We start from the raw sequence: 24,865 nt of genomic DNA, 5'->3' as shown, positions 1-24,865 counted from the left end.
GGCATCCCCCTGACTAGGCCGGACAGCGGGCGACGCGATCACCTCCCGGCAGGCCGACCTGTTCGCGGGGTGGACATCAGTGGGGGTTCCGGGCGCCGAGCGGCTACCGTCGATGGCATGACCAGCAACTCCTCCTCAGCCGAGACCCTCGCCGAGGCGCTCGCCGCCGGGACCGTCGTGCTCGACGGCGGTATGTCCAACCAGCTCGAGTCCGCCGGGCATGACCTGAGCGACGAGCTGTGGTCGGCGCGGCTGCTCGCCGAGCGGCCCGAGGCGATCACCGAGGCGCACCTCGCCTACTTCGAGGCCGGCGCGGACGTGGCCATCACCTCCAGCTATCAGGCCACCTTCGAGGGCTTCGCCAAGCGCGGCATCGACCGCGAGCGGGCGGCCGAACTGCTCACGGCGAGCGTCGAGTTGGCACGTGAGGCGGCGCGGCAAGCGCGGGAGAAGGGCGTCACGCGGCCGCTGTGGGTGGCCGCGTCGGTGGGCCCGTACGGGGCGATGCTCGCGGACGGTTCCGAGTACCGCGGCCGGTACGGTCTGAGCGTCGACGAGCTCGAACTCTTCCACCGGCCCCGTCTCGAAGTTCTCGCCGCCGCTCGGCCCGATGTGCTGGCCCTGGAGACCGTTCCGGACGCCGATGAGGCGGAGGCGCTGTTGCGGGCGGTCCGTGGATTGCATACACCCGTCTGGCTTTCGTATTCGATCGACGGTCGGCACACGCGCGCCGGCCAGCCGCTGGAGGACGCCTTCGCCCTGGCCGCCGACGCGGACGAGGTGATCGCGGTCGGCGTGAACTGCTGCGCCCCCGAGGACGTCGACGCGGCGATCGAGATCGCGGCCCGTGTCACCGGCAAGCCGGTCGTCGTCTACCCCAACAGCGGCGAGGCCTGGGACGCCGAGGCCCGTGCCTGGAACGGCGACTCCTCCTTCACCCCGGGCCAGGTCCGCGCCTGGCGGGAGTCCGGGGCCCGGCTGATCGGCGGGTGCTGCCGGGTGGGACCGGAGGCGATCACGTCGATCGCGGGGACGTTGACGGCGGCGTAAACCCTCGCCTCCGGAACCCGTCGCGGTTCCGGCCGCGGTTCCCGCCGCACCCCCTCGTCCCCGCCCTCCCCCGCTGCTAGCCTCCGCATCGGGAACCGGTTGCCATCATGTTGCCGCAGTTCCCGAGGGGTGGGCCCACCAGGCCCGGGGAGAGGGACGAGGCAGGCATGACCAGAAAGAGCGAGGACGCGAGCCGCAGCACGATCCGGGACGTGGCGGCCCGTGCGGGGGTGTCCGCGTCGACGGTGTCCCGGGTACTCGGCGGGGTCTATCCGGTCAGCGCGTCGACCCGCACCCGGGTGATGCGCGCGGTCCGTGACCTGGACTACGTGGCCGACGCACGGGCCAAGGCGATCGCCGGTGTCGGCACGCCGACGCTGGCGTTCGTCCTGGAGGACATCACCGGCCCGTCGTTCGCGCTGATGGCGCACGGTGTGGAGCGCGAGGCGATGCGGCTCGGGCATCTGTGCCTCGTCTGCAGCACGGAGGGGGACGCGCGGCACGAAGTGGAGTTCGTGGAGATGATGCGCGCGCAGCGGGCGGCCGCCGTGATCCTGGTCGGCGGCGGCGCCGACACCGTCGAGTACCGCGACCGCACCCGCCGCATGGCCGACTCGCTGGCCTCGGCGGGCTCCCGCCTGGTGCTGTGCGGCCGCCCGCCGCTGGGGCCCGGGGCGCCCGTCACGGTCATCGAGTACGACAACGAGGGCGGCGCCTATGCCCTGGTCGCGCACGTCCTCGCCCAGGGGCACCGCCGGGTGCTGTTCCTCGGCGGCAAACCGGACCACTCCACGGCGCAGGGCCGCGAGCGCGGCTATCTGGCGGCTCACCGGGCACGCGGCGTCGAGCCCGCCCCGGAGCTGGTGCTGCACGGCGACTTCACGCGCGACTCCGGGCACCGTCTGATGCGCGGGGCGCTCGAACAGGGGCTGGACTTCACGGTGGTGGTCGCCGCCACCGACATGGTCGCGGCCGGCGCGCTCACCGCGCTGCACGAGGCGGGGCTCAGCGTGCCGGACGATGTGTCGCTGGCGGGGTACGACGACATCCCGTTCGCCCGGGACCTGCATCCCGCGCTGACGACCGTGCACGTCCCCTACGAGGAGTTGGGGCGGCTCGCGGTGCGGACCGCGCTGGGCCGCGAGCCCAACACCCCTGATGAACACCTGCTGTTGGGCACGCATGTGGTGGTACGGGACTCGGTGGCGCCGCTCAAGGACTAGCGGGGCGTGGCGCGGGCGGGGGCACGGCGAGGGGCACACCCCTGGAGCGGCGGCAAACCGTCGCGCCCGACAGGGAGAACGCGAACGGCAACGCCGACAGGGGGCAGCGAACCACCACGCCGAAGGGCGCAGCGAACGAAACAGTCGCGCCGCCGCAGGAATAGTTCCCCTCTTGTCGGGGGAGCCGGTTGATTCCTATGCTCAGGCCGCGGAAACCGCTTTCCACCCGCACTCTCGCCCTTCGGAGCCACCCCGTATGAGCACCGGCCCCATCCGCCCGACTCCCGGCGCGCACACTGCCCTCCACCCGGCGGCGGCCGCCCGCATCACCGGCGGATTCTGGGCCGCCCGCCGCCGCACCAACGCCGAGGCGAGCATCCCCCGGGGCCCCGCGCTGCTGGAGGAGGCCGGAAACCTCGCCAACCTCCGCGCCGCCGCCGACGGCAAGGGCTCCTTCAACGGCGACTTCCCGTTCCAGGACTCGGACGTGCACAAGTGGCTGGAGGCGGCCTCATGGCACCTCGCCGACCACCCCGAGGACGCTGAACTGACAGCTCATGTCGACGAGTTGGTCGCGCTGCTCGCCGCCGCGCAGGACGCGGACGGCTACCTGCAGTCGTACTACCAGGTCGCCCGCCCGGAACGCCGCTGGCAAGAGCTGGGCTGGGGCCACGAGTTGTACTGCGCGGGCCATCTTCTCCAGGCCGCGGTCGCCCACCACCGGGCGACCGGACGCCGTGAACTCCTCGACGTCGCCGAACGGTTCGCCGTACACATCGCGTCGGTCCTCGGTCCGGGCGGGCGGATCGACGGTGTCTGCGGGCATCCCGAGATCGAGACCGCGCTGGTGGAGCTGTACCGGGAGACCGGGGAACGGCGCTGGCTGGACCTCGCCGGACACTTCGTGGACCGGCGCGGCCACGGCCTGCTGGACGCCGACGTCAACCCTCATCTGGGCCGGGCGTACTGGCAGGACCACACGCCGGTGCGCGAGGCCACGACGGTCACCGGGCACGCCGTACGGCAGCTGTATCTGCTGGCGGGCGTGGCGGATCTGGCCTCGGAGACGGGCGACCGTGAACTGTATGCAGTAGCCGAGCGACTGTGGGACGCGATGGTGGCGTCGAAGACATACCTGACGGGCGGCGTCGGGGCCCGGCACGAGGGCGAGGCGTTCGGGGAGCCGTACGAACTGCCGTCGGACCGGGCCTACGCGGAGACCTGCGCGGCGATCGCGTCGATCCAGTTCTCCTGGCGGATGGCGCTGCTGACCGGCGAAGCGAAGTACTCCGACCTCGTCGAACGCACCCTCTACAACGGCTTCCTGGCCGGCGTCGGCCTGGACGGCGACAGCTGGCTGTACGTCAACCCGCTGCACGTGCGCGAGGAGTACGAGGGCGCGTTCGAGCCGGACAAGGCGGCCCGTCGTACCGCCTGGTTCCGCTGCGCCTGCTGCCCGCCGAACGTGATGCGGCTCCTGGCCTCCCTCCCGCACTACATGGCGAGCGGGACCACCGGGGACGACGCGGGCCTTCAGCTGCACCAGTACGCGACCGGCGTGTACGAGGCCGGGGGCGGCCGGGTCAGCGTCGCGACCGCCTACCCCTGGGAGGGGCGGATCACGGTGACCGTCGAGGAGGCGCCGGACGCCGACTGGACACTGTCGCTGCGGATCCCGTCCTGGTGCACGGACTTCACCGCCACCGCCCCCGACGGCGAACCGCCCGCCGAGACGCTCCCCGGCTGGCTGGGGCTGCGCCGCCACTGGTCCCCCGGCGACACCCTCACCCTCGACCTGGAACTGAACCCCCGCCTCACCCGCCCCGACCCGCGCGTGGACGCCGTACGCGGCTGTGTCGCCATCGAGCGCGGCCCGCTGGTCCACTGCCTGGAGGGCGTGGACCAGCAGCCCGGCGTCCGCTTCGACGACCTGACCCTGCCGTACGGCTCCCGTCTCACCGTCCGGCACGACCCCGACCTGCTGGGCGGGGTCACCGTGGTCACGGCCGACGGACTGCGCCGGGGAGGCGCAGACGCCGTACCACTGACCGCAGTTCCGTACTACGCGTGGGCGAACCGTGAGGAGGGGCCGATGCGGGTGTGGATTCCGGAGGGGTGAGGTCGGCGGTGGGTTCGGCGTCCCAGAGGGCGAATTCCGGATCCCGTGGACCGTATGCGGTGTACGGGGTGCGTACGGTACCCCGCGGATCGTATGCGGCGTTCAGAGTGTCTACGGTATGCCGCGGATCGTATACCGTAGACGCGGAGCCTACGGTATCCCGTCCACCGTCTCCGAAGATCCGCACCGGATGCGACGCGTCCCACGCCTCCCACCCCGGATCACCCTCCACCGCGAACCGCACCCACGCCCCGTGCATCGCCTCGGTCAGCTCGTGCGGGGCGCCCTCGCCCGCCAGTTTCACGGACTCCGGGCTGTCGCCCGTGCCGAAGACGAACCCGAGTTCCAGGGCGTGGCAGGCGCCGAGGCCGGGGAGGTTGGAGGGCCAGGCGAACTCGTAGACGTACGAGGTGCCGGGGCGGGCCTCGGCCAGGCGGTGCAAGGGGATGCGGAGCAGGTGGTCGGTGACCATCTGGCCGACGATGTCGGCGGTGCCGGCCTCGGGGTGCAGGGTGCGGTAGCCGCGCGGTATCTCGTGGCCGGTGTGGCAGCGGGCCATGGCGCCGGCGAGGGCGACGGGGCCGAGGCGGTCGACGCGTTCGAGGAGGCCGCCGGGGACCAGCCAGAGCCGGTACTCGTCGCGGGTCCAGCCCGCCATCAGGTCGACGTCACGGGCGACGTCGCCGTCGATGAGCGCTTCCAGGGGGTCGCGCGGGACGAGGTCGCCGTCGACGACGATGCCGAAGGCGGGGCCGCCGAGCACCGGGCTGCTGAGCCGGCCGACCTCGCCCTGGGTGCGCAGCAGCAGTTCGGGGTCGACCTCGGCGAAGGCGGCGGCGGTGGCGGGGATCTTCAGCCGGGTGGCCATGCGGCGCACCATCCGCCGTACCTTGTCCCGGTCGGCGGCCTCGGGCGGCCCGCTCTGCAGGATCGCGCGCCGGACCAGGCCCTGCGCCTGCGGTGCGGCGAGCAGGGCGCCGGTGCTGATGGCGCCGGCGGACTGGCCGGCGAGGGTGACGCGGGCGGGGTCGCCGCCGAAGTTCTCGATCGAACGGTGCACCCATTCCAGTGCGGCGAGCTGGTCGCGCAGGCCGGGGTTGGCGGGGGTGTCCGGGAAGAGGCCGTAGCCCTCGACTCCCAGCCGGTAGTTCACGGAGACGAGGACGACGCCGTCGCGCGCGAAGGCCTGCCCGTCGTAGACCGGTACGGCGGAGGATCCCCTGGTCAGGGCGCCGCCGTGCAGCCAGACGAGAACCGGGAGCCGGGCTCCGCGGCCCGGCTCCGGTGTCCACACGTTGAGGTTGAGGCAGTCGTCACCGGGCACGACCGGGTCGGACAGGTACTGGGCGAAGGCTTCGGAGTACGGCGGTTTCGGCGCCGTCGGCCCGAAGGCTCCGGCGTCGCGGACGCCGTCCCAGGGCTCGGGCGGGACGGGCGGCCGGAACCTGCGGGGGCCGAAGGGGGGCGCCGCGTAGGGGATGCCGCGGAACACCGCGATCCCGTTCTCGTACCGGCCGCGTACGGATCCGTACGGCGTGCTCACCACGGGGTCTGTCCGGACTGCTGTCATTCGACCACCAGCCTCCTCGCCGCGCTCGTGCACCGGTAACAACAGAGCACCACATCACGGCCGGCTATTCCGGTGCACGAGGCGAACTGGAGGCTGTTCGAGGTACATCGCATACAGTCGGCGACCGCTTGCATACGGTCGGCAATCACCTGCATGCGGTCGGTGGGCGACGCTACTTCGCGTACATCAGCGTGCCGAAGCCGAGCTGGTCGAAGCCGCCGCTGGTGGTGCCGTAGTCCCCGCCTCCGCCCTCGGGGGCGTTGGCGTAGTAGAACGCGGAGATGTACTTGTCGTCGAGGTAGAGCCGCCGGTTGTAGTGGAAGTGGAGCATGGCCCAGACCGGGCGGACCTGGCCGCGGGAGGCGGAGGAGATGACCGTCTGGGAGGACTGGGCGCAGCTCTGGCCGGTGCCCCAGGTGTAGGTGGTGAAGGGGACGTCGTTGCCGAGGTTGTACTTCGCGACGTACTGGGCGGCCTTCATGAAGCGGCGACTGTCGTAGGAGTACAGGTCGTCGCCCTGGTTCCAGGCCATCTCGCAGATCGCGCCCATCTGGCCCATGCCCATGACGGTGTGCCCCTGGTCGCGGCCGGACTCCTGCCACTGGCCGAGGTCGTAACCGTCGCTGTCGGTGTAGAGGTACGGGACCGCGTGGGCGATGGAGCCGTTGCCCGCGCCGGACTTGAAGTAGGTGACGGCCTGGTCGTACTTGGCGCTGTCCTCGTTGAGGATGCCGGTGGCCAGGATCGAGGCCATGTTGCAGAGGTCCCAGTTGGCCCAGTAGTTGGTGATGCAGGCGTCGTTGTGGTTGGTGAGGAAGCTGTTGTTCATCGGGTAGAAGACGTTCGCCATCAGCTCCTGGGCGGCGGCGAGGTCGAACCCGTCGTAGTCCCGCATGAGTTCGCAGGCGTTGGCGAACTGCCAGCCGTAGAGGCCGGCGGCGAGGAAGCGGTCGGCGTTGCCGCTGATCGAAGTGAGCGTGGTGGACCAGGCGTTGAGGATGTTCGCGGCGCAGACGGCGTTGGCCTCGGTGCCGCCGACCTTCCAGCGCAGGGCGTTCTGGTAGGCGGCGGCGATGTCGTTGTAGAGCAGTCCGTAGTTCTCGCCGGTTCCGCCGCGGATGACGGTGGCGGTGGCCCGGTTGGTCCAGGTGGACTGGGAGTGGGAGTTGGCGGTCAGCCGGTTCCAGCCGGACAGCCAGGGGTCGGTACCGGCGGCGACCCTGACCTTGGCGCGGTTGATGTCACCGGCGTTGTGGAGCATGCCGGGGTGGGTCCAGGTGGACGGGGCGGCGTCCGCCGTGGTGGCGGCGAAGGCACCGCCACCGAGGGCGAGGGCGGCCCCGAGTCCGCCGGCGGTCCTCAGCAGACCGCGGCGGCTCAACTCGCCTTCCTGGACGGGCCGGTGGGGGGAGGTGCGGCTCATGTGCGTCTCCAATCCGTGGGGGGATCTAGAGAGAGGTGACACTCACCTCTTCGAACTGGGTGGTGCAGCGGACCAGCGGGCTGCGGGAGCAGACCACGAGGCCGACGTGGTAGGAGGCGTCGCCGAAGCCGGGGATCTCGCCGGAGGCGAGGTCGGTCCAGGTGGCGCCGTCGTCGGTGGAGACAGCTGCGGTGAAGGCGGTCCCGGTGCGCTTCAGCCGTAGCAGCAGGGGCAGTTGGACGGTGGCGGTGCCGGAGAAGGCGGAGGCCCCGGCGACGGTCTTGCGCAGCATGAGCTGTGCGGTGGTGCCGCCGGTGACGATGACTCCGGCCGCCTGGTCGAACGGGGAGAGCGACTTGGCCATCAACAGGCCGACCCGGTCGGCGGTGGCGCCGGTGCGGGAGACCAGACGGGCGGTGACCTCGCAGTCTCCGGTGACGGGCTGCCGCACGAACTGCCCTGTCATTCCCTGGTTGTTGACGGAGAGGTCGGTACCCGCGCCGCGGACGGTGAAAGTGCCGTCGGCGTACGAGGTGCTGCCGGGTGTCGCGACCGCTACGACTCCGAGGGTGCCGTAGGCACGGTCGTCGAGGACGGGGTCGCCGAGGTCGCCGTGGGTCCAGGGGGTGGGCGGGGGCGTGCCGACGGTGAGGGCCAGGGTGCCGGTGCCTTCGCCGGCCGCGTTGCCCGCGCCGGTCGTGATCGTGAACTCCCCTGTCCCGGTGGGGGTTCCGCAGATCAGGCCGGTGCGTCGGTCGAGGCGCAGGCCGTCGGGGAGCCCGTCGGCGGTGAACCGTATGGGCTCGTGCGAGGCGCGCAGAAGGTGCCGGAAGGGTTCTCCCTTGTTCGCGAACGCGGTGGTGACGGAGGTGAGTTGGGGTGCGCCGGGTGTAGGCATCCGTGCGGAGGCGGGTTCCGAGAAGGGGCCGCGTCCGGAGCTGTTCGTCTTGGCGACGACGTAGTGGTACTCCGTGCCGGAAGTGCCGGTGGCGTCGGTGTACCGGATGCGGGTGCCGAAGCCGACCGGGGCGACGCGGCTCGCGATCGTCTCGTAGGGGCCGTCGGCGGTGGTGGCGCGCAGCACCTTGTACTGGGCGGAGAGATCCGGGTCGGTCCAGGCCAGCTCGACGGCGTCGGCGCCGGTGGCCGCCCGCAGGTCGGTGGCGGTGCGGGCGGGGCGGGGGGTGGACCAGACCTCGCCTGCCGCGCTGGAGACCACGCTGACGTGGTCGAAGGCGCCGGTGCCGGTTTCGGCGTAGTCCTCGTCGACTCCGAGGCAGGAGGTGAGGACGAGACCGGCGTATGCGATGTGCGGTAGACCGTCGACCTCGGTACGACCGACTTCTGTCCACCGTATGCCGTCGGGCGAGATCGCCCCGGTGCACCAACGGCCCCTGCGGGTCACCCGCACCCAGTACGGCGCCCGCAGCCGGTAGCCGTCACCGGCGCCCTCGACGTACGGGGCTTCGAGCGGGGTCGCCGACTCCGGCAGCGCGCCGAGGTCGGAGATCGGGAAGGATGCGTTCACCGTGATCGCGTCCTGCTGGGAGGGCGGTACCGGGGTGCTGCCGGTGGTGGAGACGTCCGCGCCGGCCGAGGGGCGTACGGTCCACACGCCGCTCCAGGTGTGCAGCGGCAGGCCCTGGATCAGCATCGAGGCGTGCGCGGCGTCCGCGTCGAGGCCGGCTCGGAGGCTGACGCCGATCTTGGAGTACTGCGAGGTCAGCGGCCACACGATCCGCGCGGTGACGGAGCCGTCGCCGCGCAGGGGAAGGTGGACGAGGCGGTGGGTGTCGGCGGTGCCGCTCGCCTCCAGGAGGAACCTTTCGCCGTCGAAGGCGGCGGAGCCCAGGATCTTCACATCGCCGATGTCCTGGGTGGCCCAGGGTTCCGGGAGGCCGGCGGTGGCGGCGACGGGGCTCGATGCTCCGCTGCTCCCCTGGGGGTTCGCGGCGGTGACCGTGTAGTAGTAGGTCCGCCCGGTCCGTACACCGTCGTCTGCATACGATGTTCCGTCGACCGCCGACGCGATCTCGGCGTACGGCCCCTGCGGCCTGCTCGCCCGGCGCACGCTGTACGCCGTCGCCCACGCCGACGGCAGCCACGCCACGATGACCGACACACCGTCGTCGTCGCCCACCGCCGTGACACCCGCCGGCGCCGTCGGCACGGTCGACCCGGCCGATGCCGATACCGGTGCCGTCGTCCCGGCGTACGCGAACGTCCCCCAGCCCGGCAGGTCGTCGTTGCTGCCCTCGACGACGCGGGCGCCGCCGGTCCCCCGGAAGACGGCCGCCTTGGTGTACGGGGTGTCGAGGCCACGGACGCCCGCGTAATGGGCGTAGTACATCTCGTAGATCGGCGGCAGGGTGCCGCGGACCTTGTCGGAGACGGCGGTCTTGATGTACTTGCCGGTGCGGTCGAGGTCGGGGGTGAAGGGGACGGCGCCGCCGAGGTTGTAGCGGGCGGCGTACTCGGCGTTGGCGAGGATGCGGTGGTCGTCGAAGGCCCAGAGGTCGACGCCCTGGTTCCAGGCGACCTGCGCGGCGTCGCCCATGAGGCCGACGGCGAGCTGTTCGTGGCCCTGGTCGCGGCCGCTCTCCTGGCCCTGGCCGTCGGCCGTGACGACGCGGTTGCGGACACTGCCGTTGCCGGCACCGGCCGCGGCGAACCGCAGGGCGTCCTCGAAGAGGGTGCGTTCCTCGCAGAACACACTGATGGCCAGGATGGATTGAAGGGCCGTCAGATCCCAGTTGCCGTTGGCGTACAGCATGTAGCCGGAGATCGCCGGATACCAGACGCGCAGAAAGGACTCCTCGCAGCGCGCGATGTCGGCGTCGCTCCAGCCGTCGTAGTCCGAGTGCCGCAGCAGTTCGGCCGCGTTGACGAACTTGAAGACCTGGAGCCCCGCGCCGAGCGGCCCGTCGGCTCCGGTGACCATGGTCAGCGAGGCCGACCAGGCGTTGAGGATGTCCCGGGCCTTGTCGGCGTTGGCGCGGTTGCCGGTGACGGCCCACATGAGGGCGTTCTGGTAGGCGGCGGCCGAGTCGGCGACGGCCTGATTCTGGAAGTTGGTGGGGCCGCGGCCCCAGGAGGTGATCTGGCCGGTGTTCTGGACCGTGTACGTCGACTGCGAGCGGGCGTGAGCGGCGAACGCGAGATAGCCGTCGTAGATCGGGGATTCCTTGGCGGCGACGGCAGATCTCATCCGCGATATGTCGTCGACTGTATGAAGTAGGCCGGGGTGGGTGAACTGTCTACCGTCTACGGTCGTCTCGCGGTATGCGGTCGACTCGTCGTATGCGGTCGACTCGCCGTCCGCCGCCCGCGCCGTGCCGGGCACGAGCAGTCCGCCGGCGCCCGCCGCCAGCAGCAGGGCCGCGGTGCCGCCGAGAAGCCCTCGGCGGCTCGTCACCGAAGTGCCGGGAGTGCTGTGACTACTGGAGGTACCGGAAGTACGGGGAGTGATCACGACGCCGCGGCCGCCTCGGCCTCGGCGGTGGTGAGGAACTTCAGGTTGGTGACGTGCTCGTTGTAGTACCACTGGATCGAGTCGGTGGTGTAGTACCAGCTCGGCTTCTTCATCGAGTCGGCGATGACCTGGCCGTTGATCACGAGGTTCTCGAACGTCACGTTGTCGATGGCGTGTTCGGCGTCGTAGCCGAGGAAGAGCGACGGGTTGGCGTGGGTGCCCGTGTAGGTCAGGTTCTTGACGTACACGTCCTGGATGCCGCGGCCGACCGAGGTGTTGTACTTCGTGTTGTACATGACCTTGAGGTAGATGACCTGCCCCCAGCGGATGTCCTCGATCCGCACGTCCTCGACGCGGACGTTCTCCAGGAGGTTGGAGTCGCCGACGTTGAGGGCGATGCAGCCCTGGTAGTTCATCTGGGGCTCGCGTTGGTCGCAGATGTCGAGGTTCCGGAAGACCAGGTTCTCCAGCGTCTCGGGGTTCTCGGTGTTGCCGTGCGTGCCGACGTTGATGGGGTGGGCGACGTCCGCCCAGAGGGTGGAGTTCTTGACGGTGATGTTCCTGGTGTCGCCGTAGTAGTCCCAGCGGTGGGTGTAAATGGCTATGCAGTCATCGGAGTTGCGCATGAAGACACCGTCGATGGTGACGTCGGTGCTGGAGAAGACGTCGATGCCGTCGCCCCAGCCCTTGGAACTGAAGGCGCACAGGCCCTTGATGGAGACGTCGGTGGACTCGCCGATCTGGACCGCGTAGCCGTTGGGGTTGAGCACGGTCACGGCGTCGATACGGATGTCGGTCGAGCCCTCGACGAGGATGCCGCCCGCCTTGGTGCCGGCGAGCACGCCGCGGCCGGTGATCCGGGCGTCCTGTACGTCCTTGAAGACGACGGTGGCCTTGAGCAGGGCGCCGCCGTCGAGGTAAACGGTCTTGCCCGAGGGGACGTTGAGGTACCCGTCGGCGGTGGTGTGGACGCCGGGGCCGTAGTAGAGGACGTCGGCGTCGTCCGCCTTCGGCTTGCGCTTCTCGATCGGGCGGGCGAAGAGGTGCAGGGAGTCGAAGAGGTCGTCGTTGATCTGGACGACGATGTTGCGCGGTCTGTCCAGGGTGAACCGCAGGGTGTCGGCGAGGACTTCGGGTGCGATGCCGTACGAGTCCGGCCGCACCCGCACCTTCTGGGTGCCGCCCTTGATGTACGTCACCTCGACCTCGACCTGACCGCAGAAGTCGAAGTAGGCGAGGGAGGAGTTGTACTGCTTCTTGCTGCCGGTGGTGGCGTTGATCTCGGCGAGCGTGGGCCGGTAGACCCCGAGTGTCTCCCAACTACCGCCAGGCACCCGGACCTTGACGGTGTAGCTGCCGGTGTTCACGGGGGCGCCGGACGGTACGGGGTACGTCACCAACTCCGGCTCGACCGCGGCGTCGTCGGCCCGGGCCGCCGCGGCCGTCAGGTTGGTGAGACCGGCGGCGAGCACGGTGGCGCCCGCCGCCTGGAGGGCGGTACGGCGCGACAGGGGCGTGTTCATCTCAGTACTCCTCGCGAAAATTCAAAGGCCAGAAGGCCTACAGAGTGAGCGGGCAACTCGCCCCAGGACGTGGCTACTTGAGGCCCGTCGTGGACATCCCGGCGACGAAGCCGCGCTGGGCGATGAGGAAGATCAGCAGGATGGGGACGACGTACATCACGGAGGCCGCGGCCTGGAGTTCGGGGACGGGTGTGCCGGCCTCGTTGATGTAGGTGGTCATCACGGCGACGGCGAGTGTGGTGCGGTCGGTGGACAGCAGCAGCTGCGGGGCGATGTAGTCGCCCCAGGTCCAGGTGAAGGCGATGATGAAGCTCGCCGACAGGACGGGCCAGGACTGCGGCAGGAAGATCCGCCAGAAGATCGAGGTGTAGCCGCAGCCGTCGACGATGGCGGCCTCCTCCAGTTCGCGGGGCATGCCCGCGAAGAACTGCCGGAAGAGGAAGACGAGATACGGCGCGGCGGACAGCCCCCACAGCACCCATGGCCAGTAGGTGTCGACCATGCCGAGCTTGGCGAAGATCAGGTAGGTGGGCAGCAGGGTGACCATCTGCGGGAGCATCATCGAGCCGAGCAGCACCCCGAACAGCACCTTCTTGCCGGGGGCGTCGAGGCGGGCGAAGCCGAAGCCGACCCAGGCCGAGCTGAGGGTGACGAGCGTGGCGTAGAGCAGGGCGATGATCAGGGAGTTGCGGGCGTAGCCGAGGAAGTCGATCTGGTTGAAGGCGTCGGCGAAGTTGTGCCACTGGAAGGCGTCGGGCAGCCAGTGCACGGGTGAGGCGGCCAACTCCCCTTGTGTCTTGAGTCCGGAGAGGATCAGCCAGCCGAACGGGCCGAGGAACAGGCCGGTGACGGAGACGAGGACCGTGTAGAGGGCGAGGCGTCTGGCGCGCACCCGAACGCGGACGCCGGCTGCCGGTGCTGAACGCGGGCCGGAGATCGCTGACTTGGGCGGCAGGCTGGTCGCGGTCACTTCTTCGCCTCCGGGTCGACGTTGTAGAACACGGCGCCGGACGTGAACTTGAAGATGAGTCCGGTCACGACGAGGATCAGGACGAAGAGCACCCACAGCAGCGCGGACGCGTAGCCGTAGCGGCCGAGCGCGAAGTACTGCGCGAACACATGCATCATGTAGAGGTAGTTGGACTGCGGGACGGTGGTGATCCCGCTCGTGTCGCCGAGCGGCGCCAGCAGCAGCGGCATGATGGTCTGCACCGAGGCGATCATCCCGGTGACCGTCTGGAAGAGCAGTACGGGCGACAGCAGCGGCACGGTGATGCTGCGGAAGGTGCGCCAGGCGCTCGCCCCGTCGATGCGGGCCGCCTCGTGGAGTTCGCGGGGGACGTCCTGGAGCCCGGCCAGCGAGATGATCATGATGTTGCCGGCCGCCCAGAGCACGGTCATCAGCAGGACGTAGCGGGCGTAGGGGTCGGCGAGCCAGGCGACGGCGTCGATGCCGAAGAAGGTCAGAACGCCGTTGGTGGCACCGGAGTTCTGGTCGAAGAGCAGCTTGAAGGCGAGGCCCGCGCCCACCGGCGGTACCACGGCGGGCAGATAGAGCAGGGTACGGAAGAGCCCGCGTGCCTTGAGCGGCCGGTTGACCAGTACGGCGAGGCCGAGGCCCGCGATGATCGACAGCGGCACCGAAGTGACAGCGAACAGTCCGGCGCGGCCGAGGGAGTCCCAGGTGACCGGATCGCCCAGCAGCTCACGGTAGTTGCCGAGGCCGACGTACTTCCAGTTGGGCGAGATGCCGTCGAAGGTGGTGAAGCTCAGCCACAGCGCGTACGCCATCGGCACGACGGTCAGCAGCAGGAACCCGATGATCCAGGGTGAGGTGAACAGATAGAACGCGCGGTGTCTGCGGGCCGTCATGGAGGTCCGCGGCCGGCCGGTGGCGGCGCGGGCGCGTCCGGGGCCCGCGGTGGCGTCGGGCCGGTCCGCGACGGAGGAGATCTGATCGACCGTCATCCCACCTGCTCCTTACCGCGCTTGAGCTGCTCGTTGATGGCCGAGTTCAAGCGCCCGGCGAGGGTGTCGACGGAGATCTGGCCGTTCATCGCGGCGGGGGCGATCTGGTTGAAGAGCGCGTCGAACGCGTCCGCCCTGGTGTACGGGGTGAAGGAGACGACCGAGAAATGCTTCAGCTCGTTGTTCTGCACCTTCAACACCCGTCTCTGGTAATCCTCCTGACTGGGCATCAGGGAGCGCAGGGACTTCAGCGTGGGGATGCCCCAGCCGCCGGAGGCGCGTGCCTTGGCCGGTTCCTCGCCGAAGAACCACTCGAAGACCCGCCAGGCGGCGTCCTTGTTCTTGGCTCCGCGCGGCATCCACAGTCCGGTGCCGCCCTGGCAGGCGCTGATCCGCGCGCCGCCCGCGAACACCGGGGCGGGCGCCAGCCGGGAGACCTGCGCCAGCTTCTTGTCCGGGTAGATCATGCCGCCCAGCCAGTAGCCGGAGTTCGACATGCCCAGCCGTCCGGCCTGATAGGTGGGCCCGTCCCAGCCGTTGGGGTCGGGCTGGATGAGGCTCGGCCCCACCTTGGTGGCGCAGTAGTCGATGTACCAGGCCAGGGCCTTGCGGGCCTCGGGGGTCGTGAAGTCGACGCGGGAGAAGTCGTCGTTGAACAGGTTGCCGCCGGCGGACGCGGTCAGGGTCGACAGGAGCGTGGCCCGGGTGAGGCCGCCGTAGCTGCCGCCGAAGACGGTGGTCTGACCGTTCTTGCGCTGCACGAGCCGCTTGGCGGTGTCCTGCCACTCCTCGAAGGTGATCGGCTCGGTCTCCGCCGGGCGGTCGACACCGGCCTTGTCGAAGGCCGCGGTGTTGTACCAGTACATGGAATCCTGCGAGAAGTCCTTCGCCATGCCGTAGCGCGGGCCCTTGCCCTGGGTCCGGCCGTCGAACCGCCACAGGTCGTTGACGGGATCCAGGTCGTCCAGCTTGAGCACACCGCTCCCCGCGAAATACGGGTCCAGCTCCTCGGCCACGTCCCGCGCCGCGAAGAACGGCGCGTCCACGGCACCCACACCGCGCACCAGGTCGGGCGGGCTGCCGCTGGTCAGCATCGCGATCAGCTTGGTGATGTCGTACTTCACCAGGACGATCTTGATGCCGAGGGCCTTGTTCGCCTGCCGCACCTGCTCCGGGAGGATGTCCCCGGAGTTGACCATCACGGTGACGGTCTCCCCCGAGCCGCTGACCCCGCTGGACACCTGCATCGCACAGCCGCTCAGCGCGGCAGCGCCGGCCGCGGCACCTCCCGCCGACAGGGCGAGGAATCGGCGGCGGCCCATCGAAGCACCGACTTGACGGTGCATGAACGCACCACCTCCCGCTTCACCTAGTTGGCTCGATTGCGTGGCAACCGGTTGTTGGGCAGTGGGGCAGAGCTTCTTCCTGTCCGGAAACCGCGTCAAGAGGCCCGACGAGTTTTCGAAAAGACTGTGTAACCTCGGTGACACGCGCAGGGCGGCCGACAAAGTCGCGCCGATCGATGAAGGTGCAGGTCATAGCCTTCTTGTACGAGGATGTGGACCACCTCGGTTCTGGCGTGCGAGCCGATCGGAAAAGCCCCGCACCACGGCCACTTCAGCCACCCGGGAGAGCACGGGATGCGACTCGACCGCCCCAGAGGGGCAGTCGCCAGAAGGCTCTCTTGACGGCATGGCGGGGAACCGGTTGCCATGGAGGATCAAAGGGCCGTCCCACAGCTCGGCGTCAACCCGCCCACCCTGGCCCCAACTCCCGCTTCCACCGCCCCACCCCGCCGTGACATGCGCATACGCGGCGAGAAGGAGCCGGCCGAAGCCCGCCGAAATCCGCGCTCGTGCGATCCGCCGGACCGATTGACCCGCCGTTCCCGGCAGATCTACGGTAGAAGACGCTTTCTGAAACTGTTACTACTCAGCATGTCAGGAGTCTCATGCCCACCCCCCAGCTGCCGCGGGCCGTGTTCGCGATGGACCCGGTGCACCTCCCCCTGCTGTTCCCCCCGGCGCTCATGGCCCGGCTGGGGCAGGTGGCCGACCTCGAACCCGGCCTGGTCCTGCGGGACTTCGCGGATCCCGCGGCGGCCGAGGCCCTCGCCACGGTCGAGGTGCTCATCACCGGCTGGGGCTGCCCGAGCCTGGACTCCGAGGTCCTCGCCGCCGCCCCCCGGCTGCGCACCGTGCTGCACGCGGCGGGCTCCGTCCGCTCGCTCGTCGGCGAGGAACTGTGGGAACGCGGCATCAGCGTGTCCAGCGCGGTCACCGGCAACGCGCTGCCGGTCGCGGAGTACACCCTCGCGATGATCCTGCTCGCCGGGAAGGAGGCCTTCACCCACCGCGAGCGGTTCCGCACCACCCACGCCTATCCCCCGCCGGCCGAGACCGCGCACACCGGCAACGTCGGCCGCCGCGTCGGCGTGATCGGGGCCTCCCGCGTGGGCCGCCGGCTGCTGGAGCTACTGCGGTCCTTCGACTTCACGGTCCTGCTCCACGACCCCTATGTGAGCCCCGCCGAGGCCACCGCGCTCGGCGCACAACTCGTCTCGCTGGACGACCTGTTGAGCCAGTGCGACATCGTCAGCCTGCACGCCCCGGACATCCCCGAGACCTACCGCATGCTCGACGCCGGGCGGCTCGCGCTGATCCGGGACGGCGGGGTGCTCATCAACACCTCCCGGGGCGCACTGGTCGACCCCGACGCGCTGACCGACGAGCTCGTCGCCGGTCGACTGTATGCGGTACTCGATGTGACCGAGCCTGAACCGCTGCCCGCGGGGTCACCGCTGTACCGGCTGCCGAACGTGTTCCTCACCCCCCATATCGCCGGGTCGCTCGGCAACGAGCTGGAGAGACTCGGGCGGATCGTGGTGGAGGAGCTGGAACGGGTGGCGTCCGGCGGGGCCCTGGCGCACGAGGTGCGGCACGCGGATCTGACCCGTGTCGCCTGAGCGAACCGGCACCTCTCGGCCGACGGAAACAATGGGATACGGTTTTCCGCACCGGCTCCGGGCCGGGCCCCCGACCGGTGTCCTCCCGGCCCCCGGTGGGGCGATCGCGACGGTGAAGGAGCCCCCAGGGTGAGTCAGCGCAAGGCTTCGGGCGACGCCGGACGGGCCACCATCCGGGACGTGGCGGAACGGGCAGGGGTCTCCGTCGCCAGCGTCTCCCGCGTCCTGTCGGGCAACTACCCGGTCTCGGAGGAGCTGCGCCGCCGGGTGATGAAGGTGGTCGGCGACCTCGACTACGTCACCAACGCCCACGCACGCTCCCTGGCCGGCGGCGGCACACCCACCGTGGCGATCCTCATCAACGACATCACCGGCGCCGCGTTCGCCCATGTCGCGCGGGGTGTCGAGGGGGCCGCCACCCTGCGCGGCTGGCTCTCGCTGGTCGGTACGACGGGCGACGACCCCGAGCGCGAGCTCGCCCTGGTCAACATGATGCGCCAGCAGGGTGTCGCCGCAGTGGTGCTGCTCGGCGGTGCCTACGACTACGACGAGTACCAGTTGCGCATGGCCCGCTTCGCCCGCTCCCTCGACGCGGCCGGCTCCCATCTCGTCCTGGTGGGCAGGCCACCGCTGGAGGGCGACGTACCGGCCACGACGGTCGACTACGACAACGAGGGCGGCGCCTACGCCATGGCCAGCCACCTCCTGTCCGCCGGGCACCGCAAGGTCCTGGTCCTGCCGGGACATGCCGAACTCACTACCGCGCAGGGCCGGTTGAGGGGAGCGCAACGCGCCTTCGAGGCGTACGGCGTGCCGTTCGAACCGGGCATGGTCCGGCACGGTTTCTACGACTACGAGCACGGTTACGACGCCGTCCAGGACAGCCTGCGCGACGGGCTGGACTTCACCGCGGTGCTGGCCGGGACCGATGTGGTCGCCGCGGGTGCCATGCAGGCGCTGCGCGCGGCGGGGCTGCGGGTGCCGGAGGACGTGTCGATCGTCGGGTACGACGACATCCCGCTGGCGTCCCAGCTGACCCCCCAACTCACCACCGTGCACGTGCCGTACGAGGAGATGGGCCGGGTCGCGCTGCGCGCGGTCGCCGACCGTCGCGAGGGGGGCGCGGGCCGTCGCAAGGGCGACGGCGACCATCTCGTGCTGGGCACCCATGTCGTCGTACGCAACTCCGTCCGGCCGCCCGCGCCACGCGCATGATCTAGCCGCTCTTCTAGCGATCGTTTCGTAAACGTTTTCCAGAGATTTTTACGCAGCCTCCAGGGCCCGCGCCGATGGTCGGCCGGGCCCTGCGCAGACCTCACCAAACAGGCGCCGACCTGCGTATACACCTCAAGGTCGAGCGCCACCCCAGGTCGGCTCCGGCATAACACACCGGACAACGCGCCGTAACAAATTTCCGCGCGCCTCTTGCTCTGGCCGGATCCGTCGCCCTACCGTCCCAGCAACCGCTTACTACCACTTCCGCTTGGCCGAGCCGTCGTCCTCGTTCGTTCCGAGACGCCCAACTTCCGAAGGAACACGGTCAGATGAACTTCACCAGCCCCCGGAGAAGGTTCGCCCACGCCGCCGTCGCGGGTATCGCGCTGACGGGTCTGCTCGCCGCCTGCGGCGGTTCCGACTCCGGAGACTCCGGGTCCAAGTCCTCCGGTCCGGTCACCCTGGACTTCTGGGGCTGGGCCAACGGCCAGGAGGCCGTCGTGAAGGCGTTCAACGCCTCGCACAAGGACATCCAGCTGAAGTACACGAAGGTCACCGACCAGTTGACCATGCAGAAGCAGCTGAGCAACGCGGTCAAGGCCGACAACGCCCCCTGCCTCCTCCAGAACACCGGTGAGTACGTGACGAGTTGGGTCGCGCAGGGCGCCCTGGCCGACATCACGAAGTACGTCGAGTCGAGCAAGGGCCAGTTCAACTCCGGCTCGTGGGCGACCGGTCAGGTCCAGGGCAAGACGTACGGCGTCCCGACCGCCTCGGCGCCCGCGTTCACGATCTACCGCACCGACATCTTCGAGAAGTACGGCCTCAAGGCCCCCACGACCTGGGACGAGTTCATCGCCGCGGGCAAGGTCCTCAAGAAGCACGGCATCAAGATCACGAACTACGCCGGTGAGGACCCCAGCACGCTGGAGGTGCTCGCGATGCAGGCGGGCGCGCACTGGTACGCCATCGACGGCGACGCCTGGAAGGTGGACTTCCAGGACGCGGGCACCCTCAAGGCCGCGAAGGTGATCCAGGAGATCATCGACAACGACCTCAACGCCAAGCTGTCGTTCGCCGACTACGCGGCCGTGCAGCGCAGTTTCGACAACGGCGACACCGCGACCCGGCAGATCTCCACCTGGCAGATGTCGGGCATGGTGCAGAACTTCACCAAGTCCTTCGGCAAATGGGCGCTTTCGCCCTGGCCGACGTTCGCGGGCGAGGCGGCGAAGACGCCGGCCGGCACCAACCAGAGCGGCAATCTGACGCTGGTGTCCGAGCAGTGCAAGCACCAGGAGCAGGCCGCCGAGGCGGCGTTGTGGATGTCCACCGACACCGGCGCGGTGAAGACCATGGCGAGCCCGGAGACCGGCAGCGGTGTGATGCCTGCGCTGGCCGACAGCGACGCGTACGTGCCCGAGGCGATCTCCGAGAAGCTGCTCGGCAAGAACTACGAGCCGGCCCAGCAGATCGTGAAGGACAGCCTCAAGACCGTCACCACCGACTGGACCTTCGGCCCCAACTGGACAGCGATGTTCACCGAGTTGCAGAGCCAGTGGGGTCAGGTCGTCGCCAAGAAGGAGACGGTCACCGACCTCCTCGCCCATATGCAGGAGTGGACGGTCAAGGACCTGAAGTCCCGCGGCATCAACGTCAAGGGCTGAGGCACACCCCGATGATTCGCTCCCTGCGCTGGAAGGGCGCCGCCTTCACGGTGCCCTTCCAGCTCGGCTTCGTCTTCCTGTACCTGCTGCCGATCGGGTACGCCGTCTACCAGTCGCTGTACCGCTCGCAGTCCTCGGGCCTCGGCCTGGGCGGCACCACCGACGAGTTCTCCGGCTTCGACAACTACCAACAGGGCCTGACCGACTCGAAGTTCATGGGTTCGGTGCTGCGGGTGGTGCTGTTCGCGCTCGTGCAGATCCCGGTGATGCTGCTGATCAGCCTGGTGCTGGCGCTGCTCCTCGACGCGGTGACGGCCAAGGCGGCCGGCAAGTTCCGGATCATGCTGCTGGTGCCTTACATGATCCCCGGCGTGGTCGCCGCGATCGTGTGGATCAACCTCTACAGCCCGGACGTCGGCCCGCTCACCCCGCTCGGCGACTTCTTCGGCCTCCACTGGAACTTCTTCTCGCCGTCGATGGTGTGGCCGTCCATCGGCAACCTGCTGACCTGGCACGGCATCGGCTACAACATGGTCATCATCTACGCGGCGCTGCAAGGCGTCCCGCGCGAGCTCTTCGAGGCGGCGCGGCTGGACGGCGCGTCGGAGTGGCGTATCGCGCTGAGCATCAAAATCCCGTTCGTACGGGCCGCGCTGGTGCTCACCGGCATGCTCTCGATCATCCAGATGCTACAGATCTTCAACGAGCCCGCACTGTTCCGGAACATCACCCCGGAGACGGTGGACGACAGCTTCACCCCGATCATGATCATCTACAACCAGGCGTTCAACGCCGGGAATTACCACTACGCCGCGACCCTCTCGGTGCTCCTCGCACTGATCCTCGGTGTCGCCTCCTTCCTCTTCTACCGGCTCACTTCGAGGGAGGTCGACTGATGACGCTCACGAAGGAGCGCTCCGGCACGCCCACGGTCCATCGCCTCAACAGGCCTGATCCCAGGGCTCGTTCACGAGGCGGCCAGCGCTTCCTGCTCATCGGCCTGGTCCTGGCGAGCGTCTACAGCCTGTTCCCGGTGTGGTGGCTGATCGTCGCCGCGACGAAGGACCGCACGGGCCTGTACCAGTCCAACGGCCTGTGGTTCTCCGGCTGGCACCTGTGGGACAACCTCCATCAGGTGTTCACCTACGAGGACGGCATCTTCCTGCGCTGGACCTTCAACTCGTTCCTGTACGCCGGTGTCGGCTCCCTCGGCGGCACACTGATCGCCCTCGCGACGGGCTACGGCCTCGCCCGCTTCGACTTCCCCGGCCGCAACCTGGTCTTCGCGAGCGTGGTCGGCTCCTTCCTGGTCCCCCTCGCGCTGCTGACCCTCCCGCTGTATCTGCTGTTCTCGGAGATCGGCCTCGTCGACACCCCCTGGGCGATGCTGATCCCCTGCCTGATCAACCCGTTCAGCGTCTACCTCGCCAAGGTGTATACAGAAGCCACCATCCCGTACGAACTCCTCGAAGCCGCCCGCATCGACGGCGCCGGCGAGCTGCGGATCTTCTTCAGCATCGTGCTGCGGATGATGACGACGGGCGGCGCGACGGTGTTCCTCCTCGCCTTCGTGAACACCTGGAACGCCTTCTTCCTCCCCCTCACCGTGCTGCGCGGCGAGGAGAACTGGACCCTCAACCTCGGCCTGTACAACTGGTCCGGCAAACGCTCCGAATCCGGCATCGACCTCACCAGCCTGGTGCTGACCGGCGCCCTGCTGTCCATCATCCCGATGGCGATCATGATGATCGCGATGCGCCGCTACTGGCGCACCGGAGTGACCCTGGGAGCCCTCAAGTGACCGCCAGGCCAAAGGTGTTGAAGTGACGCTGCTGCACAACCCGGTCATCCGCGGCTTCGCCCCCGACCCCTCACTGGTCCGGGTAGGCGACTGGTACTACGTGGCGACCAGCTCCTTCGAATGGTTCCCGACCATCCCGATCCACCGCTCCCGCGACCTCGCGCACTGGGAGTACGCGGGCCACGTCGAGGGCGCCGCCGCGGGCAACTCCCTTGCGGGTGTGCCCGATTCGGGCGGCCTCTGGGCCCCCTCGCTGAGCTGGGACGGCGAGCGCTTCTGGGTGGTCCACTCGATCGTCCGCTCGGTGGGCACGCCGTACTTCGACGCGGACACGTATGTCAGTACGGCGACGGAGGCGACCGGCAAGTGGACGCCCCCGCGCAGGATCGCGAGCCACGGCTTCGACCCCGCGCTCTTCCACGCCGAGGACGGCCGCCTGTGGCTCCTCAACCTCCAGAACGACTGCCGCCCGGGCGGCCGCCGCTTCGCCGGCATCGTGACGACGGAACTGGACCGCAAGACCCTGGCCCCCATCGGCGACACCCACCTGCTCCTCCAGCACGAACGGCTCGTCGAGGGACCGAAGTTGCTGCACCGGGGCGGCTGGTACTACCTGCTGCTGGCGGAGGGCGGCACGGGCTTCGAGCACGGGGTGCTGGTGGCACGGAGCCGTGCGCTGACGGGACCGTACGAGGTGGACGACCGGCCGCTGCTGACGACGCGGGACGATCCGACGGTGCCGTTGCAGAAGGCGGGGCACGGGGAGTTGGTGCGGACGGCGGGTGGGGAGTGGGTGCTGAGTCATCTCGTCGCCCGTCCACTGCATACCGTCGACACTCGGCATACAGTCGACGGTCGGCACGCTGCCGACTGTATGCAGACAGCCGACGAGGGTCGACGGTGTCCACTCGGCCGGGAGACCGCGATCCAGGCGGTGGTGTGGGACGAGGAGGGGTGGCCGAGGCTGCGGCACGGGGGGCATCATCCGGCGGTGGAGGTCGACGTGGCGACGCCTCGGTATGAGTTCCAACCAGCGGTTGAGTGCCAACCGCCGGTTACCGATGACCCGTTGGGCTGGCCCTGGAGCACGCTGCGCGAACCCCCCGACCCTTCCTGGGCCGACCCCACGATCCGCCCCGGCTGGATCCGCCTGCGCGGCCGTCACGGCCCCGAGTCCCACTGGGCCCACAGCCTGCTCGCCCAGCGCATCACCGAGCACCGCGCCGAAGCCGAGGTCACCGTCGAGGCGCGCCCCCGCACCTTCACGCAGGCCGCCGGACTCGTGCTCTGGTACAACACCGAGGCCTACTTCGCTCTGGACCTGACCTGGGCGGAGCCCGAGGGCGAAGGGCAGCACGGCCAGCAATGGCGGGGCGCCGGCCGTACCGTGCTCAGCCTCGTCGAGCGGGACGAGGACGGCACCCGGCAAGCAGCCCGCGTGGAGGTCGACGCGGGCGCCCCGATCACCCTGGGGGTCTCCGTCAACGGCGCGGACGCGCAGTTCTGGTTCCTGACGGACGGCATACGCACCCCGCTCGGCGAGCCCCTCGACTTCGGCAAGCTCTCCGACGATCACGGATCCAAGCTCCGCTTCACCGGTGCCATGGCCGGTATTCACGCCGTGGACCTCGTCGACGCGGCGTTCACCGCCGATTTCACGGGGTTTCGACTGAACTGCTGGTAGTGAGTCGTCCTCGTCCTGCTGGTAGTCGGCGGGCCTCTTCCCGACTTTCCGCGGCGAATCTAGGGTAGGAAGCGCTTACTATCCACCCTGGTCGAAACTTTCCATGGCCCTCGGGCGGGCCGGAGAGGTGGTTCCCGATGGTCCGTACGGGGAGTGCGAGTGTGGCCGCCGGTCCGACGCTGGCCGTGGTGGCGCGGGAGGCGGGGGTGTCCGTGCCCACCGCGTCCAAGGTCGTCAACGGCCGGGAGGACGTGGCGCCGGAGACACGGCGCCGGGTCACCGAGGCCCTGGACCGGCTCGGTTATGTGCGCAGACCCCGGTTCGACGCGGCGAAGCCGCCGGCGTTGGTCGACCTCGTCGTGCACTCGCTGAACAGTTCCTGGTCGGGCGCGGTGCTGCACGGTGTGGAGGAGGCCGCGCATGACGCGGGACTTGAGGTGGTCGTCTCGGCCGGCCTGACCCGCAGGCGGTGCGGCACTCCTGAACGGGGTTGGCTGGACAAGCTGATTGCCCGTGGTTCGTCCGGAGTGCTGTTCAATCTGGCCGAGTTGACGGATTCCCAGTACGCCTGGCTGGAGCAGCACCGGATCCCGTTCGTGATGATCGACCCCGTGGTCGAGCCGCCTGCGGGGGTCGTGTCCGTGGGCGCGGCGAACTGGCAGGGCGGGGTGAGCGCGACCGAGCATCTGCTGGCGCTGGGCCATGAGCGGATCGCGGTGATCGCCGGGCACCGGCGCAAGATGTGCAGCACGGCCCGGGTGTCCGGGTACCGCTCGGCCCTCGCGTCGGCGGGGGTACGCCACCGCCCGGAGTACATACGCCACGCGGGCTTCGACGAGTCCGTCGCCCGCACGCGCATGCTCGAACTCCTCGACCTCCCCGAACCCCCCACCGCAGTCTTCGTCTGCTCCGACCGCATGGCCCTCGGCGTCTACGAGGCCCTCGCGGAACGGGGGTTGAGCATCCCGGACGACATGAGCGTCGTCGGCTTCGACGACCTCCCGGAGTCCCGCTGGGCGAGCCCCGCGCTCACCACGGTCCGGCAGCCGCTGTCGGAGATGGCGGCGACTGCGATGCGGTTGCTGGCGCGGATGATGGAGGGGACTCGGCCGGAGGGGACGCGGACGGAGTTGTCTACGCGGTTGGTGGAGCGGGCGAGTACGGGGCGGCCGCGGGGATGAGTGG

17 protein-coding genes are annotated in these 24,865 nt (G+C 69.6%); 10 read left to right on the top strand and 7 right to left on the bottom strand.

The window, feature by feature from the left end; genetic code table 11:
- The first annotated feature begins 117 nt into the window (after positions 1-117).
- The 3 genes from mmuM to ABZ928_RS02265 all read left to right on the top strand — a co-directional run bounded on the left by mmuM (position 118) and on the right by ABZ928_RS02265 (position 4,392).
- The gene (gene mmuM / locus ABZ928_RS02275) at positions 118-1,050 is read left to right on the top strand and encodes a homocysteine S-methyltransferase (RefSeq protein WP_361514556.1); all 933 of its coding nucleotides are present in this window, start codon (positions 118-120) and stop codon (positions 1,048-1,050) included.
- 167 nt (positions 1,051-1,217) lie between these two features.
- Positions 1,218-2,273, top strand: coding sequence for a LacI family DNA-binding transcriptional regulator (locus ABZ928_RS02270; RefSeq protein ID WP_361514555.1), 1,056 nt, complete (start codon positions 1,218-1,220; stop codon positions 2,271-2,273).
- Positions 2,274-2,529: 256 nt separating this feature from the next.
- Entirely contained in the window at positions 2,530-4,392 is a 1,863-nt protein-coding gene (locus ABZ928_RS02265) for a beta-L-arabinofuranosidase domain-containing protein (protein WP_361514554.1), read from the top strand.
- Here ABZ928_RS02265 and ABZ928_RS02260 read toward each other — a convergent pair.
- The 7 genes from ABZ928_RS02260 to ABZ928_RS02230 form a co-directional block, all read right to left on the bottom strand.
- Complete coding sequence (locus ABZ928_RS02260) at positions 4,274-5,962, bottom strand: carboxylesterase family protein (RefSeq protein ID WP_361514553.1); 1,689 nt, start codon at positions 5,960-5,962, stop codon at positions 4,274-4,276. The genes ABZ928_RS02265 and ABZ928_RS02260 overlap by 119 nt on opposite strands.
- Before the next feature lie 172 nt (positions 5,963-6,134).
- Positions 6,135-7,385, bottom strand: coding sequence for an alginate lyase family protein (locus ABZ928_RS02255; RefSeq protein ID WP_361514552.1), 1,251 nt, complete (start codon positions 7,383-7,385; stop codon positions 6,135-6,137).
- A 25-nt stretch (positions 7,386-7,410) separates the two neighbouring features.
- Positions 7,411-10,800, bottom strand: coding sequence for an alginate lyase family protein (locus ABZ928_RS02250; protein WP_361514551.1), 3,390 nt, complete (start codon positions 10,798-10,800; stop codon positions 7,411-7,413).
- Positions 10,801-10,853: 53 nt separating this feature from the next.
- Positions 10,854-12,380, bottom strand: coding sequence for a glycosyl hydrolase family 28 protein (locus tag ABZ928_RS02245; RefSeq protein ID WP_361514550.1), 1,527 nt, complete (start codon positions 12,378-12,380; stop codon positions 10,854-10,856).
- A gap of 73 nt (positions 12,381-12,453) precedes the next feature.
- Positions 12,454-13,317: a carbohydrate ABC transporter permease gene (locus tag ABZ928_RS02240; protein WP_361514914.1), complete on the bottom strand. Its 864-nt coding sequence runs from the start codon at positions 13,315-13,317 to the stop codon at positions 12,454-12,456.
- 29 nt (positions 13,318-13,346) lie between these two features.
- Positions 13,347-14,348: a sugar ABC transporter permease gene (locus tag ABZ928_RS02235; protein WP_361514549.1), complete on the bottom strand. Its 1,002-nt coding sequence runs from the start codon at positions 14,346-14,348 to the stop codon at positions 13,347-13,349.
- Complete coding sequence (locus ABZ928_RS02230) at positions 14,345-15,694, bottom strand: extracellular solute-binding protein (RefSeq protein WP_361514548.1); 1,350 nt, start codon at positions 15,692-15,694, stop codon at positions 14,345-14,347. The genes ABZ928_RS02235 and ABZ928_RS02230 overlap by 4 nt, the downstream gene beginning before the upstream one ends.
- A 605-nt stretch (positions 15,695-16,299) precedes the next feature.
- Here ABZ928_RS02230 and ABZ928_RS02225 point away from each other — a divergent pair.
- From ABZ928_RS02225 to ABZ928_RS02195, 7 genes are all read left to right on the top strand, one after another.
- Positions 16,300-17,313 carry a hydroxyacid dehydrogenase gene (locus ABZ928_RS02225; protein WP_361514547.1) on the top strand — a complete coding sequence of 338 codons (1,014 nt, stop codon included), beginning with the start codon at positions 16,300-16,302 and terminating at the stop codon, positions 17,311-17,313.
- A 129-nt stretch (positions 17,314-17,442) separates the two neighbouring features.
- A complete protein-coding gene (locus ABZ928_RS02220; RefSeq protein WP_361514546.1) occupies positions 17,443-18,528 on the top strand; it encodes a LacI family DNA-binding transcriptional regulator in 1,086 nt (361 codons plus the stop codon).
- 329 nt (positions 18,529-18,857) lie between these two features.
- Positions 18,858-20,195, top strand: a complete 1,338-nt coding sequence (locus tag ABZ928_RS02215) for an extracellular solute-binding protein (RefSeq protein WP_361514545.1) — start codon at positions 18,858-18,860, stop codon at positions 20,193-20,195.
- An 11-nt stretch (positions 20,196-20,206) separates the two neighbouring features.
- Positions 20,207-21,091: a sugar ABC transporter permease gene (locus tag ABZ928_RS02210; protein ID WP_361514544.1), complete on the top strand. Its 885-nt coding sequence runs from the start codon at positions 20,207-20,209 to the stop codon at positions 21,089-21,091.
- Positions 21,091-21,996: a carbohydrate ABC transporter permease gene (locus ABZ928_RS02205; RefSeq protein WP_361514543.1), complete on the top strand. Its 906-nt coding sequence runs from the start codon at positions 21,091-21,093 to the stop codon at positions 21,994-21,996. Before ABZ928_RS02210 ends, ABZ928_RS02205 begins: the two co-directional genes overlap by 1 nt.
- Before the next feature lie 22 nt (positions 21,997-22,018).
- Positions 22,019-23,680, top strand: coding sequence for a family 43 glycosylhydrolase (locus ABZ928_RS02200; RefSeq protein WP_361514542.1), 1,662 nt, complete (start codon positions 22,019-22,021; stop codon positions 23,678-23,680).
- Positions 23,681-23,817: 137 nt separating this feature from the next.
- A complete protein-coding gene (locus ABZ928_RS02195; protein WP_361514541.1) occupies positions 23,818-24,861 on the top strand; it encodes a LacI family DNA-binding transcriptional regulator in 1,044 nt (347 codons plus the stop codon).
- Positions 24,862-24,865: the final 4 nt, after the last annotated feature.

This window comes from Streptomyces sp. NPDC046909 (assembly GCF_040644695.1).
In the GTDB taxonomy this organism is placed as follows: Bacteria; Actinomycetota; Actinomycetes; order Streptomycetales; family Streptomycetaceae; genus Streptomyces.
The sequence above is the reverse complement of the archived record's forward strand: the minus strand, read 5'-3'. Positions and strand labels throughout refer to the sequence as shown.

Bases quoted from the DNA above. Each gene is read 5' to 3' on its own strand.
- mmuM (WP_361514556.1), top strand. From the start codon at position 118: ATGACCAGCAACTCCTCCTCAGCCGAGACCCTCGCCGAGGCGCTCGCC.
- ABZ928_RS02270 (WP_361514555.1), top strand. From the start codon at position 1,218: ATGACCAGAAAGAGCGAGGACGCGAGCCGCAGCACGATCCGGGACGTG.
- ABZ928_RS02265 (WP_361514554.1), top strand. From the start codon at position 2,530: ATGAGCACCGGCCCCATCCGCCCGACTCCCGGCGCGCACACTGCCCTC.
- ABZ928_RS02260 (WP_361514553.1), bottom strand. From the start codon at position 5,962: ATGACAGCAGTCCGGACAGACCCCGTGGTGAGCACGCCGTACGGATCC.
- ABZ928_RS02255 (WP_361514552.1), bottom strand. From the start codon at position 7,385: ATGAGCCGCACCTCCCCCCACCGGCCCGTCCAGGAAGGCGAGTTGAGC.
- ABZ928_RS02245 (WP_361514550.1), bottom strand. From the start codon at position 12,380: ATGAACACGCCCCTGTCGCGCCGTACCGCCCTCCAGGCGGCGGGCGCC.
- ABZ928_RS02235 (WP_361514549.1), bottom strand. From the start codon at position 14,348: ATGACGGTCGATCAGATCTCCTCCGTCGCGGACCGGCCCGACGCCACC.
- ABZ928_RS02230 (WP_361514548.1), bottom strand. From the start codon at position 15,694: ATGCACCGTCAAGTCGGTGCTTCGATGGGCCGCCGCCGATTCCTCGCC.
- ABZ928_RS02225 (WP_361514547.1), top strand. From the start codon at position 16,300: ATGCCCACCCCCCAGCTGCCGCGGGCCGTGTTCGCGATGGACCCGGTG.
- ABZ928_RS02215 (WP_361514545.1), top strand. From the start codon at position 18,858: ATGAACTTCACCAGCCCCCGGAGAAGGTTCGCCCACGCCGCCGTCGCG.
- ABZ928_RS02210 (WP_361514544.1), top strand. From the start codon at position 20,207: ATGATTCGCTCCCTGCGCTGGAAGGGCGCCGCCTTCACGGTGCCCTTC.
- ABZ928_RS02205 (WP_361514543.1), top strand. From the start codon at position 21,091: ATGACGCTCACGAAGGAGCGCTCCGGCACGCCCACGGTCCATCGCCTC.
- ABZ928_RS02195 (WP_361514541.1), top strand. From the start codon at position 23,818: ATGGTCCGTACGGGGAGTGCGAGTGTGGCCGCCGGTCCGACGCTGGCC.